This is a genomic window from Bacteroidota bacterium, from assembly GCA_039111535.1.
Lineage (GTDB): Bacteria > Bacteroidota > Rhodothermia > Rhodothermales > JAHQVL01 > JBCCIM01.
Genome location: JBCCIM010000136.1, coordinates 1 through 18582, shown reverse-complemented (window position 1 = coordinate 18582; position 18582 = coordinate 1). Strand labels below are relative to the sequence as shown.

Sequence of the window (18582 nt, the reverse complement as noted above, 5' to 3'; positions counted from 1 at the left end):
TTTCTCCCTCCAGATCTTCATAAACCACCTTCACCGTGATGGTGACGCTGTTGGTAGCTGCAACTTCCTCTCCACTAATTGAGGATGGCGCATTGTTATACCGCTGAATTTCGACGGAGAGCAAGGCATCTGCTTCATCCTCATTTTCCACAAGGGAGAGGCGGGTCTGGTTGACAAATAGATTAACCAGCGCTTCGGTCAACTGATCGCTCAGCTCAGGAATGGTATTGAGGCTGTTGTCAATAACGAGGGGAATGGCGATGGTGTTCAGGTTATCCGGGATGGACGCACCGGTAAAGCTATAGTATCCGCAGCCGCTGCCGGCAAGGCTTGCGACAAACAGCATGCTGGCAAGGTATCCTGGAGAAAGCCGTTGTTTTATGCAGCGCATCATCCTACTTCTTTGCGGTTGCTTTAGAGTTCTTCCTCAATTTCTTTCAACTTGCGATACAGCGTACGTTCGCTAATACCCAAAGACCGCGCTGTCTGCCGGCGATTGCCATTGTAATATTTCAACGCATCAGAAATAAGCTGACGCTCCGCGCTTTCAAGCGTAGGAAATACCGGCTTATTCACCTCCTCTTCTGTGGCAGTCACCTCCATGCCATCCAGACTCTCGATTTCGTAGCTGGCTTCCTGCACGGGCGGCAACAATGGTTTTTCGCTTTCTATCCGCTCGATAAAATACGGCGGCGCCCCATCGTCAAACTCTGGAGTATGCAGCGGTTGCGCTGTATCAGGTCGATGCGGCCGCGCGGTATTGCCCCGCAAGAGCTCTTTCATTTCGCGCAGCTCCAGCCGCATTTCGAGGAGGGCGCGGTAGATCAGTTCGCGTTCTTTGGCGCCGGCCACGCCGTCCTCTCCATCTTGCCAGCCTGTCCGGCCCGACGACGATGATAGAATCAATTCATTGGACGCGCCGGCTGCCGTGACCCCCCGCATAAACGAAGTGATGTCATCGACATCTACCTCTGTTTTAGGGACCAGCACCACAATCTGCTGGGTAAGGTTGCGGAGTTCACGCACATTGCCGGGCCACCGATACCGGGTAAGCATCTGGCGCGCTTCCTGGGTCAGCTTTTTAGCTGGCGAGTTGTACTTTTGGGTAAACTCATGCAGAAAGGTGTCTACCAATGGTAGGATATCTTCTACGCGCTCCCGCAAGGGGGGAATTTTGATTTCTACAGTAGAAATGCGGTAGTAGAGGTCTTCCCGAAATCGATTGGCCTGTACTTCGCGTGCAAGGTCTTTGTTCGTTGCTGCAATGACGCGGGTATCTGTTTGCTTGACAACAGAAGAGCCAACCCGGCTGTACTCACCGGTTTCGAGCACGCGCAGCAGGCGAACCTGGGCAGCCAATGGCATTTCACCGAGCTCATCGAGAAAAATGCTCCCACCATCTGCTTCTTCGAAATGCCCACTACGCCGTTCTACGGCACCGGTGTATGCGCCTTTTTCTGCACCAAACAGTTCAGATTCGATCAGGCCTTCGGGGATAGCACCACAGTTTACAATGATCAACGGCTTGTGCCGGCGGGCACTCATCGCGTGGATCGCTTTTGCGATTACCTCCTTGCCTACCCCACTTTCTCCCTGCACCAACACATTTACATCGGTACGCGCTACCAGGCGCATCTGGTCGATGACGTGGTGGAGTGCAGCAGAATTTCCAATTATGCCAAATCTTTCCTGAACAGAATCTCTATCCATGTGCAGCGAGCAGGGTTGCAGATGTACAGTCGGTGACGCGGACCTTTACGTATTGTCCCTTTTCAAAGCCATTTTTGTCGAAGATGGCCATTTTGTTGGTGTCGGTTCGGCCGCAAAGCTGTGCGTCGCTTCGCTTACTCAAGCCTTCTACCAGCACGGTGTGTTCGCGGCCAATTTCCGCTTTGTTCAGTTCAAGCGCGATGCTGGTCTGAAGCGAGATAATTTCGCTGAGCCGGCGTTTTTTTACTTCCAGTGGGATGTCATCTTCATACTTGCGGGCGGCATAAGTTGTCGGCCGCTCGGAATAGATAAACATGAATGCGTGGTCGTAGCGTACTTCGCGCATCAACGAAAGCGTATCCTGGTGCTGGGCTTCCGTTTCGCCACAGAAGCCGGCGATAATATCTGTAGAAAACGCAATACCGGGTACAATTTTGCGGGCACGGCCAATCAAATCCAAATATTCTTCTCGCGTGTATGTCCGACGCATGCGCTCAAGCACATCCGTGTTGCCATGTTGTACCGGCAGGTGGATGTAGTTACACACGTTTTCGCGTTCACGGTGCACGTGAAGCAATTCATCCGAGCAGTCTTTCGGATGGCTGGTTGAGTATCGGATCCGCAATTCTGGCGAAATGAGGCTGATCTGATACAGCAATTCAGCAAAGGTTACCTGTTTCCCCTCGCGTTCGTAGCGATAAGAATTAACGTTCTGGCCGAGCACGGTCACTTCTTTGTAGCCCTGATCTACAAGGGTTTTGCATTCATCCAGAATGCTATCAATGGGCCGGCTGCGCTCGCGTCCTCGCGTGAACGGCACCACGCAAAAAGAGCACATGTTATCGCAACCCCGCATAATCGACACAAATGCCGAGACGCCATTGGTATCGTAACGCACCGGAGCAATGTCAGCGTACGTTTCTTCTTTTGAAAGATGGACGTTGACCGCTGCCTGTCCGGTCTCGTCTGCCTCATTCAAAAGGTTGGGCAAATCCCGGTAGGCATCGGGTCCTACCACGAGGTCAACGAGCTTCTCCTCATCCAGCAGCTTATGACGCAGCCGTTCGGCCATACATCCAAGCACACCAAGCTTCAACTTGGTACGGCCCTTCTTTTTCTGGGCACGAAAAGTAGCCAGGCGATGCCGTACTTTTTGCTCCGCATTTTCACGGATGGCGCAGGTGTTGATGAGTACAATATCTGCAGTATCCGGATTATGCGTCAGTCCAAAACCGTCAGCACGGAGGACAGAGGCAACGATCTCGGAATCCGACACATTCATCTGGCACCCGTAGGTTTCCAGATAAACACTGCGGGTACCCTGCGTTTCGGATGCTACCTGCTTGGGTGCATCAATGTCTTCAAGTATATCTAAATCAGCGATGGGCTCCATGCGGAATTAGGGCACTGCCTGCGTTTTGATGGTGCTGAGGGGGCGTATTTTGCGAACTACCGTTTACTCGCTGTACCCTTCAATGTTCACGATCTGGCAGACATTTACCGTAACCACACGGTTTTTCATGTCATAATTGCAGACAAATCTCAAATCGGGCGTAGTGCACCCTGATTTCGCTTAATCCTCAGGCAGCGCAAAGGCAACAACAAAATCGCCGAGTTGTAAACCAGCTTTGCCGTGTCCGCCAGCTGCGATGACCACAAATTGTTGCCCATCAACCATGTACGTCATGGGTGTAGCGATGCCGGCGCGGGGTAACGCATGCGCCCACAGGAGTGCACCAGAGTCGAGATCAAAAGCGTGTATTTTATTGTCGGTGGATGCGCCGATGAAGACAAGTCCGCCCCCTGTAACGATGGGGCCGCCACTGTTGTAGCCACTGTCTTCCTCACCCCATGTCCCAAAATTCTGCCGCCAGCCAACCGCTCCAGTATTCAGGTCGACTGCAATCAACTCTCCCCAGGGTGGCGGGTTGCAGGGGTATCCGGCGGATGAAATGAGGGTGCGGCGTTTCATCGCATAGGGTGCGCCACGCTGCATACTGAACTCGTAATCAATGCCGGCTTCTGCAGCGCGTTTTCGCTCTACAGCCAGAGAGTCACGCTCCAGCAGCTGCACCAGTGTGATCAACTGCGAAGTATTCAGGACAAGCCGGTTACGCTCCGGGTCAAATGCTGTGCTTCCCCAGTTGGTACCGGAGCCATTGCCGGGATACATGAGTGTCCCTTCAAAACTTGGCGGCGTAAAAATGCCCGTTGCCAGGTGTTTTTCGAAGAGCGAACGGCACTCGGCCAACGATTCTGGCGTTGGGCCATATGCATCATCCGGGGTGAGGCCGTTGTGCGGCATCAGGTTCGTGGGTAACACCGGAAAAGGCTGCGTAGGAGAAGAGACCTCGCCGGGCACATTGGTCTGTAAAACCGGACGTTCCTCTACAGCAAACAGCGGTTCACCGGTTTCTCGATGCAAAAGGAAGAGCGAACCCATTTTGGTTGCCTGCGCCACAGCCGGCACAACTTCTCCGTCGTGCAAGACCTCAACCAGCGCCGGCTGTGCCGCCAGATCGTAATCCCAGAGGTCATGATGAATGGTTTGAAAACTCCATGCCACCTCCCCGGTGGCTGCATCCAGGGCTACTATGGAATTTGCGTGTTGGTTGTCGCCCAACCGGTTGCCCCCGTAAAAATCTGGACTCGGACTCGTGGTCGGCACAAATACCAGATTCCGTTCGACATCCACAGCCATCGCCGACCAAACATTGGCCGCGCCAACACGATCGTGCTCGTAAGGAATAGGGTCCCACACCCATTTCGATTCGCCAGTGCGCACATCGAAGGCGCGGACGGACCCACGGCCCGTGTCTACATGCCAGTTGTCACCAATCGATGAGCCCACAACAACGAGATTGCCGATAATGGCGGGCGGCGAAGTCACCTGGTAATCACTCGATCGGCTACCTGGATACCGGTTGAAACCCGGATTCAGATTGATCTGCCCGCCGGCGCCAAACGATGTACAGAGCGTGCCTGTCCGCGCATCAACAGCAATGAGGCGGGCATCGATTGTCCCTTCGATGATGCGTGCACTACACGGTGCACCGGCATCAGCTGCATCAACCCAAAGAGAAACGCCGCGTGAGGTCACTTCAGAATAGGAGCGTTCGCGATCAACCTCAGGGTTATAGGTCCATTTTTCAGCGCCACTTTTGGCATCCAATGCGATAATTTTGCCGTAAGCTGTAGACAGGTAGAGGGTGTTTTCGAAAAAGATGGGGGTTGCTTCAAAGGTGAGCTTTTCGCCCGCATACGCATCCTGCCCTAGCTCTCCGGTGCGATAGGTCCACGCTTGCGCAAGAGACGCCACATTGGCTTTTGCGATGTGGTCAAACGGCATATACCGCGTCCCACCAGGGTCACCACCGTAGGCTTGCCAGGCAGATTGTGCCTGTAAGGCACCAGCCGGCAACAAACAACCCAACACAAGCAGACTGGTGAGCAAGGGACGAATTAAAATGGTCATCTTTACAATGTGATTTTGTTCAAACAAATTCGATGCTGGCAGGATACGGTGTGCGGCATCATTTGGATGTCCGAATGGATCGGCAACACGTTCGAGTTGATCGGATCGAACAAAAAACTGCAAAATTATAGTCAGAATGGAGGTTATAAAAATCGCGGTACATTGTAGCAATCAAATGCGTCTATAAAATTTTATCGAGAAAAGTTAAGACCCGATACATGCTCCAAAGGAACGTTGTACTCGCACTAAAAATTTGTTATACTAGCATATCCATCAGGGGCCATAGATTGCCGTTGATTCAGGCCAGGCTTCGTCCTGGCCTTTGTTTTTTGGTGTACTTGCCATGAAAACAAACGTATACATCGACGCTTCAATCTCTATTATGGTGCCCTTCGCTATTCTCCCCACAAATGGCTCGATTTGGATGCGCTAAGCTCCGTACTCTTTCCCCATGATGATATCAGCCGTATCAAGTACTACACAGCGCGGTTGAAACGAGATGCAACCGATCCCGAAAAATCGAAACGACAGCAAATCTATCTTCGAGCCCTCCGCCCCCTTCCAAGACTTGAGATTGTTTATGGGTATTTCCAATCCCATCCCGTAAAACGTGTACTAACTTCTAGTACGCCCAATAAACCTGAGATTGTTACTGTTATAAAAAGCGAAGAGAAAGGGTCGGATGTAAACCTGGCAGTTGACCTGATTGCTGACGGATGCGCTGGACTTTATGAACAAGCAGTTATTGTATCCAATGACTCCGATTTAGGTCGTGCGGTAAAGGTCGTCGCTACGATATATGAATTGCCCGTTGCTGTCGTCAATCCATTCTATAGAAATAACAAACCGCCGGCCAAAGCGCTTGTTAAGCATGCAAGCGCAAAAAGAACGCTACGAGCAAGGGCTTTAAAGAGATGTCAATTACCAAATACCATCCAGGTCAATAACAAAAAAATTGTTAAACCAATGGCGTGGTAAATCAAAGCATCATCTACCTTAAAAACTACTTTTCCTGAACTGCGAAGGCGTCTGCCCTGTGATTTTCTTGAATGCTGTATTGAATGACGACTTTGAGTAGTATCCCACTTCTTCAGCGATTTGCTCGATAGACTTGTGCAACTGTGTTGCGTCTCGCAAGATGCCCTGTGCTGCTTCGATGCGATAAGCCGCCACAAACTCGTAAAAATTCTGTCCGAGATGGGCATTCAGGAGCTGAGACACCTGATGCGTCGACATGCCGGCTTGTTCAGCCAGCATAGGCAAAGAACACGCGGGGGACAAATAAAGGCGGTCTTCTTCCATCACAGATTTCACGCGAACAAGCGCCCGCTCAACGCGATCTGCCGGCAATGCTGACTTGCTGTACTTTTCTGGTTTTACGCCCCTCGCTTTTTTAAAAAACAGGGACCGCCGGATAACGTAAAAGCTAAATGCATAAATCATCACCATGAGCACGCTCGCGATGAGAAACTCACCTAAATCGCGTTCAAAGACGAGCTTGATGAGGAACGTAGCCGCTGTGCCAGTTCCAAACCAGATCAAAAGATTACGGACCCACAGCGCCGGTTCATTTTTCCTGAAGGCATCGGGGCCATTGTTCTTTATCCACGCCAGACCTATCCGTACCGCCATAACAAAATAGAGCGATGTGTGCACCAGTTGCAGCAAGCTGACGTGTTTTTTCAATCCCAGCGGATCCTGGTGCCAGCGCGCCGGCGCATCGATGCGCGGCATGTCCGGATAGTAGGCGTCGATGTAGGCGTTGTACTTGTAGTCGGCCGTTTGCAGGAAAAACAGGAAGGCATACACCAGATAAAAAAGGAACGGCAGAAAATGCAGGTATTGCTGGCGTGTGAGTTTACGCTGATCGCGCAAAGTTACCACGGCGTATAAATAAATAAGCGGCCCCAGCACAAAATTCAGCGGCTCGGTAAAATCCACCAGATGCAGGACCCGCGTCATATAACCGCTGTAACCCAGAAAAATGTCTACACAGAACGCAGCCGTGGAAAACAGCAGCAAGCCCAGTAAGTGATTTGCTATCCCTCCTTCTTTGCGGGAGAACAAGAAAAAAGCACTCAGAAAGAGCCCCTGGATTGCCCCCAAGAAGATGAGTATCGTAAAAAAATCTATGCGAATGGGGACCATTGGCGCTTCACAATGCCTGACGTTCGGAGTATGTTAGAAGGTACCAACAAAGCGCAACCAAAGGTATAGATATCGTTGATGGCAACAAAAAAAATAGTCCTTGTGACGGGCGGCAACCGGGGGATCGGATTTGAAGTTTGCAGGCAACTGGCAGACCTCGGATACCGCGTCATGCAAACTGCCCGTACGCAGCAAAAAGCAATGAGCGCTGTGCAGCGCCTGGCTGCACCGGGACGTACGCTCGAACCGCTGGCGCTAGAGGTAAACAGCCTCAAAGATGCGAAAAATGCCTTGAAGACAATTCAAAACCTACATGGCCGGCTTGATGGCCTCGTCAACAATGCAGCCATCGACTACGACACAGACCAACGCGTACTTACTGCAGACCTGGACAGGGTGCGCAGGGTGTTTGAAACCAACACGTTGAGCGTTTGGCAACTCACCCAAACCTTGTTGCCCCTGCTCAAGAAAAGTGCAAGCGGTCGCATCGTGAATGTATCAAGCAGCGCCGGCGCATGGGATAGCCTGCGAGCTGGCACACCGGCCTACAGTTTATCCAAGGTGGGCCTGAATGCACTGACCATCATGATGGCCGATGCCTTGCAGCAAACCAACATACTTGTAAATGCTATTTGTCCGGGTTGGGTGGCGACAGATATGGGAGGGCCGGGCGGCGGACCTGTTGACAAGGGAGCAAAAAGTGTCATCTGGGGGATTACACTACCAAATGACGGGCCCAGGGGCGGTTTTTTTCGCCATGGTAAAGCTATTTCATGGTAGTTGTGCCTTTGAGGGCCTACTTTGCCCACGCACTCACTTCATAACAGGCATCCTATGCTAAAACCTTTCGCTTTCTGCTTGCTGGCTGTCCTGCTTTTTGCCGGCTGCAAGTATGAACACGGATCTTCAGGCCACATGCGGTCTGTTACCAAAGCTGTTACATCAAGCCGGCTGGCGCATGCAGATCAGAACCAAAGCGACTGGCTTTCTTATGGCAGAAACTACGCCGAAGACCGCTTTAGCAGCCTGAATCTTGTCAATTCGGACAATGTAGATCAGCTGGGCCTTGCCTGGAGTTACAACCTCGGCAAACAACGCGGCATCGAAGCCACCCCCTTGGTTGTTGACGGTATTTTATACATCTCCGGCCCCTGGAGTGTTATTTGGGCTATCAATGCAAAGGACGGCTCGTTGCTTTGGGAGTTTGATCCCAAGGTGGATCGCGCTTATGCCACAAAAGCTTGCTGCGATGTAGTAAATCGTGGGGTAGCGCTGTACGACGGCAAAGTATTTATTGGCACGCTCGATGGCCGGCTGGTTGCTGTGGATGCTGCCACAGGCCACCCGGTTTGGTCCACCATCACAGTCGATCAATCCAAAACCTACACCATAACAGGCGCTCCACGTGTGGTAAACGGACAGGTAATCATCGGAAACGGTGGCGCTGAATATGGGGTTCGCGGATATGTATCGGCTTATGACGCGGTCTACGGTAACTTGTTGTGGCGAACCTACACAGTGCCCGGCGATCCTGCCCAGCCTTTTGAATCTGCTGCTATGGAAGCTGCTGCTGCAACCTGGGCCGGTAACTGGTGGGAATACGGCGGTGGTGGTACTGCATGGGATGCAATGGCATTCGACCCTGTACTGAACCTGCTCTACATTGGCACAGGCAATGGCGCCCCATGGAGTCGGATGCACCGTAGCGACGGAGAAGGCGACAACCTGTACCTGTCCTCCATCCTTGCACTCAACGCTGATACGGGAGAACTGGTGTGGCACTATCAAACCACGCCGGGTGATTCATGGGACTTCACGGCTACGCAACCCCTCATCCTTGCCGATCTGGATATTGATGGAGAAACGCGGCAGGTGATCATGCAAGCGCCAAAAAATGGTTTCTTCTATGTCATAGACAGAACCGACGGCTCATTCATTTCTGCCAAACCCTACGTGGAAGTGACATGGGCAACGGGCATGGATGCAGAAACTGGGCGCCCGATCACCCCGGCAGCAAGTTTTTTTGAAGAAGGAGAGGCCAACATTGCTCCATCGCCATACGGCGGCCACAACTGGCAACCAATGGCCTACAACAAAAACACAGGCCTGGTTTATATCCCCATCAGAACACACAAAATTCAGATAGCACAAAACCCAAACTGGGTGTACCGGGAGGGTAGATGGAACACGGGCATTCTGAGCAGAGATCTTAGTGAACCGGAAGGATTCCTGATAGCCTGGGACCCGATCCGGCAGTTTGAAGCATGGCGTATTCCCCTGGCGCACCACTGGAACGGTGGTGTGTTAACCACAGCCGGCAACCTGATATTCCAAGGTAATGGTGAAGGCATGTTTGTAGCCTATGATGCAACTACAGGCGAGCAACTTGCCGCACACTTTCTTGGTGGTGGAATTATTGGTTCTCCCATCACGTATTCAATGGACCGGCAACAGTTCGTAACCATTGTTGCAGGCTGGGGTGGCGCAGGTGGTTTGATGGCTCCGCCGGCGGGCGAGGCGGCCAAGAAAGAACCGGTAGGCAGGGTCTTTACGTTTGCGCTGGGAGCTGACACGCCGATGCCAGATTTCCCAGACCGCCCACCCATCGAGCCTCGTACATCGAGCGCACCCGTTAGAGCAGAAGCTATCACTGCAGGCACCCGACTCTATAACACACACTGCAGTCGCTGTCACGGTTGGGGTGCCGTCTCCAACACGGGTGTACCCGATTTACGCCGCGCTTCCCAGGAAGTCCATAACCAGTTCGCCGCCATCGTATACGGCGCACGCGCAGACAAAGGTATGCCATCATTCAGTGCAAACCTGGCTCCGGAAGAAGTAACCAACATCCAGGCTTATATCATCTCCACAACACAACCTTAAATCAAATGCCGCCAATGGCTGAAACGATCGCGCGCTACATACTGGGCACCATCTTTCTGGTATTCGGACTCAACGGGTTCTACACCTTTATCCCCATACCCGAATTTCATCCCTTTATGGAGATCCTGGTTACGAGCGGCTACATTTACATCGTAAAAGGCATTGAAGTAGTGGCGGCAGTCATGCTCCTCACCAATCGCTATGTCCAGCTTAGCCTCGCCATACTTACCCCAGTGGTTGTAAACATAGCCATATACCACGCACTGTTAGATGAGCGCAACTGGCAAATCACCCCCATCATTTTGCTGCTGACCGGGTATCTCCTCTATACCAACCGCCAAAGCTTCCAACACCTGTTCAAGCCAAAAAACCAGTAACCCGCAACCCTCAGCCAGCAACCTTAGACTTGTCCAGCCACCGTACCACATACTTCCCAATCATATCAAACTCTAGATTCACGGCGTCGCCTGGCTTCCACGTAGAAACATTGGTGTGCGTGTAGGTATGCGGTATGATGGCGACCGTGAGTTCATTCCCTTCCAGGCGTGCTACGGTCAGGCTGATTCCATCAATGGTTACAGAGCCCACCGGAATAATGTACGCTTCGTATTCGGGTGCAAATGAAACGCGCATGAGCCAGTTGGTCTCTTCCTGCTCGACCGACACAACGGTACCAGTAGCATCTACGTGGCCGAGTACGAAGTGGCCATCGAGCCGGCCATTCATTGGCATGGCCCGTTCGAGGTTTACGGGCATGCCGGCTGCAAAAGATCCAAACGTGGTTTTGCGGAGGGTTTCTTCGATGGCAACAACTTCAAAAGTAGAGGCATCAGCGGCTACAACGGTCTGACATGCACCGTTTACCGCAACACTTTCATCAGGCTTGAGCTGGTCTGCAAAAGAGGCGCGGATGATAAGCTTGCGCCCGCCTCCAAAAGGAACGACATCAACAAGATGACCTACTTCCTCGATGATTCCTGTAAACATATTGACTGCTTTGAATTGCTGAGGTTTTTGTCTATTAGGAACCTGTTTATCAATTTAACAGCACTTTGTTGCGTCTCCAGAAAAGGCACACCCAACGCTTTGGTGTAACGCCTCGAATGGATCATCCAACCTTCACCTTGGTGCGCATGTGTTTGTATAGGAAAAAAGGGAAAGAGAAGGCGAGACTACCGATGAAACTAAGGGCCAGGTATAACACTACTTGTTTGGCTGATCGGGTCTCTACCCATACGTAGCCCAGGAACAAGGAAAGCAGCATCATCGCTTCGATCATGAATGCGAGGGCGACCAGGTTGGCGTTGGCCTCCTGGATAAGCGCCGGCTGGGTAAATGCAGCGTAAAGAAACATGCCATTCGGGCCTATAAAGGCGAGCAGCGCGAAAATCAACAGGATCGTCTTGGTGTGCGGCGAACGTTTGGTCATCATCATACCCAATCAGGTTTTGTTAAAACAACGGCTGAAAGTAGCCGGCGTTTTAACAATACCTAATTGAGCGGGCCACAACCTTGATCTGGATCAACATCAGCATACCCTGGCTACACATTCTTCCACATCCTGCTAAATGTCTCGGGGCGCATCCCGATGTACGATGCCAGGTATTTATGCGGCACCAACTGAAAAACATGCGGACTTTCTCGCAACAGGCGATGAAAACGCTCTACAGCGGTCATGGTCATCATCTCACGTTCGCGCTTTCCCCGGCTAACCAGGATATCCTGATAAAATTGCCGGCCCCAGCGATCCATGGTGGGATACGTATCATAGAGCGCGCGCAAATCGGTAGCAGGTAAAGCCAACATGGCCCCATCTGAGAGCGCTTCAAGGAAATAATGGGATGGCTGCTGCGTTGTTAGGGAATACAGGTTGCCAGAGAAGTTTGGCGGATAGCCAAATGCAACCGTTTGGTCTGCCGACTTTCGATCCAGAAAATAGAGCCTGTGTACCCCTTCCAAAAGAAAATAAAAATGGTGCTCAACCTCCCCCTGTGCAAGCAAGATTTGCTTTTTTCGAAAGGTTCGAACTGCCCAGCGGTTGCGTATGTCGGCCCATACCTCGTCGGTAAACGATACGTACCGGCTAAACTCATCACGGAGTGCCGCACGTGCTTTTCCCAGGTCAACTTCTTGCATGGGCATACACGACAAGATCCAGAGGCCTTCCTCTGCTAGTTACCACAATATGATACGGCGAAGCATCCGGCCTTCCGGGCCATATACAACACAGAGATAGGTGCCGGCAGCAAGCCCGGTTACAGCAGTTTCAAATTGATGCCGCCCGGACGCCAACCACTGCTGGTCGACAATCCGTTGTACTTCACGCCCCAGCGTGTCATACAGCACGATGCGTACATTGCCCGCATTTTCCTGCTGGTATCGGATTTCAAATGCCTGACGCGCCGGATTTGGAAAAACATCAAACGCGCCGGCGATGTCGGAATTGTTTTCTTCAAGGCTGGTCGGCATTTGTTCAGCAAACGCATTAATCGCGGGCAATAGCTCGCCATTGTTATCAAAAAGCGCCACATTTTCCCAAACAGACCCAACACCAGGAACGGCCATAAACTCGGGTGCCCAGTAACTGATACCGGCGCCCCGGCCTTCCGGGATGTTGCGAACAACTTCTAAAACATCCCTCAAAAAGGTGTACTGGGCGTCAGGCAGTGTTTCATATCCAGGTAACAGATGCTCAGGCAACCCAACCAGATTGTTTGTATTGTCGTACCATTGCAACGTCCAGGGATAAGCCGTCTCGGCAATAAACACGGGCTTTTTGTATTTCGCAGCAACGGTATTAACGGTCTGCTCCATCGCCTCCAGTGAACCATGCCACCATGGGTAATATGAAAGGCCAATCATGTCAAAATCGACGGTCCCCGAACTCGTGATGTTGTCAAAAAACCAGGTTGCGCCGCCAACATCGCCTCCCCGGTCTGTATGCAAAATAATTTCGACGTCTTCTGCTGCCGCCACATCACGAATGGCTCGAATTGCATCACTGAAGAGGGTACGCAGTTTCGACCACTGTGCAGCACTATTAAATGATCCGCCTACGCGGCCCTCATCCCATAGCATCCCTTGACTGGTCTCGTTGCCTACCTGTACATACCGGGGCATGACATCCTCGGCCTTCAGCGCATCCATTACATCATAGGTATAGGCGTAAAGGCTGTCACGGAGTATTTCAAAGGGAATACCCTGCCATGCTGCAGGTTTGGTTTGCCGGCCCGGGTCTGCCCATGTATCTGAGTAATGAAAATCCAGCAACAAATCCATGCCGGCCGCTTTGGTGCGCTTGGCTGCAGCAATGGTACTCTCCAGGTCATACCATCCCTGTGCCGGCGTATGCCAGATTCGCAAACGAATGGTATTTATGCCGTTACGCGCCAGAATTGCAAACAAGTCATCTGCTATGCCGGCCTCTTTAAAAACGGCCCCGTTTGCTTCGAGTTCTTCGATGTACGATATGTCAGCACCATGGATAAACGGTACAGTCTGGGCCCGTGACGCTTCCGGTAACAATACGGTTACCAGTAGAGCAGCGAGTAAGAAAAGTAGTTTACTACAGAAGCGGGGATACAAATAGATCATAATGCAGAGGCATTCAGGTAGAGGCCTTCAGGCAAAGCAGGCCGGGTTCAGCATCTCGTTACGCCCCAGCCAAAAAACAGTTTGCAGTCCGGGGTGCGGAACGCGCCGGCTTGCATTTACATTATAATCAATAACCCTATTTCAGTCCGCTATAGCGCCATGAATGAGCAATCAGAAAACATTCGCAAGAAGTACCTGTACCGCCGGCTCATCATGACGAAGAAAGTAAAGCTTCAACGGCGTGCAGCAACCGGACTTGTGGGGCCGGATTGTGCCTATCATCTCTACTCACAGGTCCCCACCCCTAACGGTCAACCTGAAGGAGAATCAACCACCGGTAACACGGACGAGGCGTAGTTTCACCGATTGGGCCGGCGCATCAATAACCAGCTCGTCGTTCGAAATAGAAAAACTGCGCGCCCCAAGAATACCCCGATTAAACACTTCCTCAATACGGGCCTCAACTTCCATACATGCCCGTTCAGTCTGAATAATTTGGATAAACTGTAATTCGTCACCATCGACACTATAACGGCCCGAAAATGCATTGCATCCGTTATAGCCATTGACTTCATAAGTGGTAGAGTTGGGCGAGCGTTCGCCAAACGTAATAGAGGCGCGACGGTCTGCATTGCTGTCATGGCTTACTTCTCCATCAGCAGCTTCCGCGCGCTCAAAATGCCATTCGGTATTTTCCAGGTTGTTGTCGAGCCGGCTGGCATCAAATGTAGAATCGCATCCAAAGAAAGCAACCAGTAGACATGCAAAAAGCATAGAACGCATCATGATGTGTGTTTTAATGTTTGGACCCAGAATCAATTGACGCTACCTAGACAATTAGCGCACAAGGTTTATTCCGGTTCCTGGTAAAAACTTATGTCAGGCTGTGCAGGTGTGGACTCTTTTTGCGGTCACAAACAAGCTCGCCGCGCGCCTCCATATCAAGCTTTACAGTTGTGATGTACCATTCAAAAGAGCCATCAAAAACCCCATCAAGCTGACTTTTCACCGCCAGCACCAGTTCTTTTAGAGACATCTGTTTCTGCTGCAGCAAAGCGCCGATCATGGCATCGTGGATCTGATGGTATTTTTTTTCGTCAATGTTAGTCCCTCCTTTTGTCGGATCAGGGTTTTTGGCATGATAAGGCATAATGCAAGGGTCAGATTTTGAACAAAGGTGTTTGCATAAAAGCGTCGGCATAAAATAAGAAAGATCCACACTTTGTTGCTCGGGTTGGGCAACAAAATGTGGATCCTGGAAACCGGGAGAAATCGGTGTCTAGTTCACCGTTTTCCCGAAAGAAAAGGTCAACCCGCCTTTAATTGTCAGGTCATTTTGGAGCAGCTTGTCCGTTTCACCGCCACCGTCTAACTCCCAATTTGTAGTGGTGAGGTAGTCGGTAACGTCGATGCGCAGCGCAAGGCGCGTGCTGAGCGGAATACGCAGGCCCAGGCCAACGAGGCCCATACCGCCAGTGATCATGGACAGGGGTTCGTCGTAATCAGTGACAAAAAACCCGAGGCCACCGGTTAGTAATACCGCCGGCTTTTCAGGGTTCTGTCCAAAATCGTACACGAGCCGGCCACTCATGGTGAAGAACGTGGCATCCACGGTACCGGGTACGCTGAATGCTTCGCTGTCGATGCCGTTGGGAGCGTACATCACACCCAGTTCAACCGCCCATTCAGGTGCCCACCAATAGGTGAGCAGCCCGCCGAGCATCAGGTCTACATTGTGTTCGGCAGCCGGCGTGCCCGTGGCAATCGCCCCTGCATCAACTACGTTTGCAAGCGGCGCCATCACACCGAGGTGCGGGGTAAAGTCCCATGCGTGTTTTGTCTGGGCTGTAGCCGGCCCCGCGAGGAGCAGGCCCATCAGAGAAACAAAAAGCGCTGTTTTCATTGTATTTGTCATCAGTTTTAACTCTTCCGGGGGTGGGACTTACCGTACACGCACCAGGCGCTGGGTTGCATTGTGGGTTTGCGACTTGAATACGTAGATATACATGCCGCTTGCAACTGTGTCGCCTGAATCCGCCGTACCATCCCACACAACCTGGTGGAATCCGGCGGCCTGCTCATCGTGCACCAGCGTGCGTACCCGCTGGCCAAGCATGTTGTACACTTCAACCGTCACAAATTCAGGGTCAGGCAGCGTGTAGCCGATTGTGGTTTGCTGGGCAAACGGATTCGGATAGCTCTGCATCAGTTTGAATTCATCGGGTACCAGCTCTGCTTCTTCGGAGGCAATGAAGTCGGCATCGCCAACCACCAGGCGTACTTCGCTGATTTCGGCATCTGGCTCGAGCATCACTACAGGATCTTCGTGCAAGTCATACAGGCGGCCGGCTGCGTCGTCAAACAAATAGACTTCGCGATCTGCAAGCGCATCAAGGCCACGCATCTGCAGATAAACAGGCGCGCCAGGTTCTGCTTTCACTTCGAGCTTGAAAATCTGGTCTTCAAACGAAGCGCGAGATTCTTCGACGAAGTAAGGGTAATCCATGTCCATCTCGCGGTTGACCAGCGTGACGCGGTGCGACTCAAAATGCGCAGGCGGAATCGTCTGGTCAAACCGGTCATATTCTGCTGAAGCTTCTTCATCAGCACTCACCCAGACCTTTGAGACAGACGCAGTGCCGGCACGATCCGTAGACAGGGCAATCGACAAAGCAGCTGTATCTGTATCGTCTTTGCGTTCAGCCGCTGCATCTACCGGCGTAAGAATACAAGGCATCAACAGGGACGGGTCGTTAGGACTGTTGAAGTAGTAGTACCCTTTGTATGGCTGCAGAATCGTTACCGATTCATACTGCTCTCCGGTCCAGTCCCAGATCGCGGCGCTTTGGTCCAGGTTGTTCTCATCGATCAGATCCTGCCAAAGTACCGGGAAATCAAACGGGTTGCCAATCATGGTCCATCGCAGATCGCTATCACCATTCCCCTCGTTCAGCGGAATTGGGAAGAGGCGATCGTTGGTTAGCGGCGCACTATCAAGCGTTGTTGCCGGCACGACCCACGCCGAGGTGCTAATGGCCCAGTAGCCAACACCCGGTGCAAACGGATTGTCGCCAAGCATCTGGTCGAGATAGGCAGGGTAATCTGTGTTATTCGAGTTATCCTGCCAGATACTCCAGTCCCAATCCCCACCGGGGCGCAGCGGGCCATCAGGTGCCTGTGTACCGGAGAAGGTACTTGCAACTGGAATGTTACCCGACTGCCCGGGCACGCTGATCATACGGAAGTGTTTGGACTCGGTGGCCTGCGGATAGGCAAGGGTATGCGCCACTTCAATCTGTGCCGGCCAGCGTGAGAAAGGTGAGGCAATTGAAGGCACACTTTCTACACCATTCAATGTGGTGATGACTCGCCAATAATACGTGACCCCAAAATCCAGATCAATCAACGGCGCTTTTGCTGTCGTAGTGGCTGTTGGAATCGCTGTTACAACATTGTTGAAATCCGTATCCGTGGCTATTTCGAGGACAAATCCGTCAAAGGCGCCGGGTCCATCCACAGCCCAGGTAAGATCAAAGTCTGCCGCTGCACTACAAAACGGTGCGGTTTCAGGCAATGACACAGGTGGAATGGTCCGGTCGAGCGTAATCGTGAATGATTCTGTGTCAGACGCAGCAGGATCTCCGTCATCGGTGACTGTGACAGTGACCGGGTACGCACCCACCGGCTGGCTTGCATCTGGCGTCCAGGAAATGGCGCCCGTCAAGGGATCGATGGTCATGCCAGCATCCAGCGAAGCCTGGTCAAGGCTGTACGTCAGCGCATTTTCGGGGATATCCGGATCCGTTGCAACAGCGGTAATGTCAACCATATCGCCACCAGCAACTGTCAGGTCGGCAATCGGGTCGAGCACGGGCGGCAGATTCACTTCATTTACCGTGATGGTAAAAGTCTGCATTCCGGTACGGTTTTCTTCGTCGGTTACGGTTACGGTCACATCGTAGCTGCCCGGGCCCTGCACTTCGGCAGGCGTCCAGGTGATCACACCGGTTGCAGGATCGATGACCATGCCGGCATCCAGCGAAGCCTGGTCAAGTGCATAAGTCAGCGCGCTACCCGAAGGGCTTGTTGCTTCAATCTGCACTGTCAATTCAACCAACTCGTCGATCTCCTGCGGGTCAGGGTTGACAACCAGGGGACCACCAGCATCGCCTACAGAAATCGTGAAGGTCTCCGTATCCGATGCAACAGGTTCTCCGTCATCGGTGACAGTGACTGTCACTTCAAAGTCCATCATCTCCTGGTCAGCGGTGGGCGTCCAGGTGATCACGCCGGTTGCAGGATCGATGGTCATGCCGGCATCCAGCGAGGCCTGGTCCAGGCTGTACGTTAGATTGTTAGCTGGAATGTCCGGGTCCGTTGCATTCGCATCTACTGTGATTTCAGTATCCACAGCTGCATTCTGATCAGCAATCGGATCGAGCACTGGCGGCAGGTTCACTTCATTCACTGTGATGGTGAATGTCTGTGTTGCAGAGCGATCTTCTTCATCGGTTACAGTTACGGTTACGTCGTAGCTGCCGGGACCTTGCTCTTCGCTCGGCGTCCAGGTGATCACACCAGTTGCAGGATCGATCACCATGCCGGCATCCAGTGAGGCCTGATCCAGTGCATAAGTCAGCGCACTACCCGAAGGGCTCGTAGCCTCAATCGGCACCGTTAATTCAAGCAACTCGTCAATAGATTGCGGGCCTGGATCTACAATCTCGGGACCACCAGCATCACCAACAGTAATGGTGAAGGTTTGCGAATCG

The 18582-nt window shown here is 52.2% G+C and carries 18 protein-coding genes; 5 read left to right on the top strand and 13 right to left on the bottom strand.

Features of this window, described 5'->3' with window-relative positions; genetic code table 11:
- The 4 genes from AAF564_18490 to AAF564_18475 form a co-directional block, all read right to left on the bottom strand.
- Positions 1-394: LptE family protein (locus AAF564_18490; GenBank protein MEM8487545.1), on the bottom strand; the 394-nt coding region annotated here is incomplete at its 3' end.
- A 20-nt stretch (positions 395-414) separates the two neighbouring features.
- Positions 415-1710, bottom strand: coding sequence for a sigma-54 dependent transcriptional regulator (locus AAF564_18485; protein MEM8487544.1), 1296 nt, complete (start codon positions 1708-1710; stop codon positions 415-417).
- Complete coding sequence (gene miaB / locus AAF564_18480; protein ID MEM8487543.1) at positions 1703-3103, bottom strand: tRNA (N6-isopentenyl adenosine(37)-C2)-methylthiotransferase MiaB; 1401 nt, start codon at positions 3101-3103, stop codon at positions 1703-1705. Before miaB ends, AAF564_18485 begins: the two co-directional genes overlap by 8 nt.
- 180 nt (positions 3104-3283) lie before the next feature.
- On the bottom strand, positions 3284-5185 hold the full coding sequence (locus AAF564_18475) for a pyrroloquinoline quinone-dependent dehydrogenase (protein MEM8487542.1): 1902 nt from the start codon (positions 5183-5185) through the stop codon (positions 3284-3286).
- 420 nt (positions 5186-5605) lie between these two features.
- Here AAF564_18475 and AAF564_18470 point away from each other — a divergent pair, with 420 nt between their 5' ends.
- Positions 5606-6163, top strand: a complete 558-nt coding sequence (locus AAF564_18470; protein ID MEM8487541.1) for an NYN domain-containing protein — start codon at positions 5606-5608, stop codon at positions 6161-6163.
- A gap of 18 nt (positions 6164-6181) precedes the next feature.
- Here AAF564_18470 and AAF564_18465 read toward each other — a convergent pair whose 3' ends face one another.
- Positions 6182-7333 carry a helix-turn-helix domain-containing protein gene (locus AAF564_18465; GenBank protein ID MEM8487540.1) on the bottom strand — a complete coding sequence of 384 codons (1152 nt, stop codon included), beginning with the start codon at positions 7331-7333 and terminating at the stop codon, positions 6182-6184.
- A 78-nt stretch (positions 7334-7411) separates the two neighbouring features.
- On the opposite strand from AAF564_18465, the gene AAF564_18460 reads away from it, so the two are divergent.
- From AAF564_18460 to AAF564_18450, 3 genes are read left to right on the top strand one after another with little or no spacing between them, the layout of a single operon-like run.
- Positions 7412-8113, top strand: a complete 702-nt coding sequence (locus AAF564_18460; protein ID MEM8487539.1) for an SDR family NAD(P)-dependent oxidoreductase — start codon at positions 7412-7414, stop codon at positions 8111-8113.
- A gap of 54 nt (positions 8114-8167) precedes the next feature.
- Positions 8168-10216 (top strand): PQQ-dependent dehydrogenase, methanol/ethanol family, encoded by a 2049-nt coding sequence (locus AAF564_18455; protein MEM8487538.1) that lies wholly within the window; start codon positions 8168-8170, stop codon positions 10214-10216.
- A gap of 14 nt (positions 10217-10230) precedes the next feature.
- The gene (locus AAF564_18450) at positions 10231-10593 is read left to right on the top strand and encodes a hypothetical protein (protein ID MEM8487537.1); all 363 of its coding nucleotides are present in this window, start codon (positions 10231-10233) and stop codon (positions 10591-10593) included.
- Positions 10594-10603: 10 nt separating this feature from the next.
- Here AAF564_18450 and AAF564_18445 read toward each other — a convergent pair whose 3' ends face one another.
- The 4 genes from AAF564_18445 to AAF564_18430 all read right to left on the bottom strand — a co-directional run bounded on the left by AAF564_18445 (position 10604) and on the right by AAF564_18430 (position 13810).
- Positions 10604-11203, bottom strand: coding sequence for a riboflavin synthase (locus AAF564_18445; GenBank protein ID MEM8487536.1), 600 nt, complete (start codon positions 11201-11203; stop codon positions 10604-10606).
- Between the two features lie 121 nt (positions 11204-11324).
- Positions 11325-11651 carry a DUF2834 domain-containing protein gene (locus tag AAF564_18440; GenBank protein ID MEM8487535.1) on the bottom strand — a complete coding sequence of 109 codons (327 nt, stop codon included), beginning with the start codon at positions 11649-11651 and terminating at the stop codon, positions 11325-11327.
- A 107-nt stretch (positions 11652-11758) separates the two neighbouring features.
- Positions 11759-12352, bottom strand: coding sequence for a Crp/Fnr family transcriptional regulator (locus AAF564_18435; GenBank protein ID MEM8487534.1), 594 nt, complete (start codon positions 12350-12352; stop codon positions 11759-11761).
- Between the two features lie 39 nt (positions 12353-12391).
- Complete coding sequence (locus AAF564_18430) at positions 12392-13810, bottom strand: glycosyl hydrolase 53 family protein (protein MEM8487533.1); 1419 nt, start codon at positions 13808-13810, stop codon at positions 12392-12394.
- 159 nt (positions 13811-13969) lie between these two features.
- Here AAF564_18430 and AAF564_18425 point away from each other — a divergent pair, with 159 nt between their 5' ends.
- The gene (locus tag AAF564_18425) at positions 13970-14167 is read left to right on the top strand and encodes a hypothetical protein (protein ID MEM8487532.1); all 198 of its coding nucleotides are present in this window, start codon (positions 13970-13972) and stop codon (positions 14165-14167) included.
- Here the strand turns inward: AAF564_18425 and AAF564_18420 are convergent.
- From AAF564_18420 to AAF564_18405, 4 genes are all read right to left on the bottom strand, one after another.
- Positions 14138-14596, bottom strand: coding sequence for an META domain-containing protein (locus tag AAF564_18420; protein ID MEM8487531.1), 459 nt, complete (start codon positions 14594-14596; stop codon positions 14138-14140). The two genes, AAF564_18425 and AAF564_18420, sit on opposite strands and share 30 nt — an antisense overlap.
- Before the next feature lie 88 nt (positions 14597-14684).
- Positions 14685-14960, bottom strand: coding sequence for a hypothetical protein (locus tag AAF564_18415; GenBank protein ID MEM8487530.1), 276 nt, complete (start codon positions 14958-14960; stop codon positions 14685-14687).
- Positions 14961-15089: 129 nt separating this feature from the next.
- Entirely contained in the window at positions 15090-15713 is a 624-nt protein-coding gene (locus tag AAF564_18410) for an outer membrane beta-barrel protein (protein ID MEM8487529.1), read from the bottom strand.
- 39 nt (positions 15714-15752) lie between these two features.
- A partial coding sequence (locus AAF564_18405) for a putative Ig domain-containing protein (protein MEM8487528.1) occupies positions 15753-18582 on the bottom strand: 2830 nt, incomplete at its 5' end.

Bases quoted from the DNA above. Each gene is read 5' to 3' on its own strand.
- AAF564_18485 (MEM8487544.1), bottom strand. From the start codon at position 1,710: ATGGATAGAGATTCTGTTCAGGAAAGATTTGGCATAATTGGAAATTCT.
- miaB (MEM8487543.1), bottom strand. From the start codon at position 3,103: ATGGAGCCCATCGCTGATTTAGATATACTTGAAGACATTGATGCACCC.
- AAF564_18475 (MEM8487542.1), bottom strand. From the start codon at position 5,185: ATGACCATTTTAATTCGTCCCTTGCTCACCAGTCTGCTTGTGTTGGGT.
- AAF564_18465 (MEM8487540.1), bottom strand. From the start codon at position 7,333: ATGGTCCCCATTCGCATAGATTTTTTTACGATACTCATCTTCTTGGGG.
- AAF564_18460 (MEM8487539.1), top strand. From the start codon at position 7,412: ATGGCAACAAAAAAAATAGTCCTTGTGACGGGCGGCAACCGGGGGATC.
- AAF564_18455 (MEM8487538.1), top strand. From the start codon at position 8,168: ATGCTAAAACCTTTCGCTTTCTGCTTGCTGGCTGTCCTGCTTTTTGCC.
- AAF564_18450 (MEM8487537.1), top strand. From the start codon at position 10,231: ATGGCTGAAACGATCGCGCGCTACATACTGGGCACCATCTTTCTGGTA.
- AAF564_18445 (MEM8487536.1), bottom strand. From the start codon at position 11,203: ATGTTTACAGGAATCATCGAGGAAGTAGGTCATCTTGTTGATGTCGTT.
- AAF564_18440 (MEM8487535.1), bottom strand. From the start codon at position 11,651: ATGATGATGACCAAACGTTCGCCGCACACCAAGACGATCCTGTTGATT.
- AAF564_18435 (MEM8487534.1), bottom strand. From the start codon at position 12,352: ATGCAAGAAGTTGACCTGGGAAAAGCACGTGCGGCACTCCGTGATGAG.
- AAF564_18430 (MEM8487533.1), bottom strand. From the start codon at position 13,810: ATGATCTATTTGTATCCCCGCTTCTGTAGTAAACTACTTTTCTTACTC.
- AAF564_18425 (MEM8487532.1), top strand. From the start codon at position 13,970: ATGAATGAGCAATCAGAAAACATTCGCAAGAAGTACCTGTACCGCCGG.
- AAF564_18420 (MEM8487531.1), bottom strand. From the start codon at position 14,596: ATGATGCGTTCTATGCTTTTTGCATGTCTACTGGTTGCTTTCTTTGGA.
- AAF564_18415 (MEM8487530.1), bottom strand. From the start codon at position 14,960: ATGCCTTATCATGCCAAAAACCCTGATCCGACAAAAGGAGGGACTAAC.
- AAF564_18410 (MEM8487529.1), bottom strand. From the start codon at position 15,713: ATGAAAACAGCGCTTTTTGTTTCTCTGATGGGCCTGCTCCTCGCGGGG.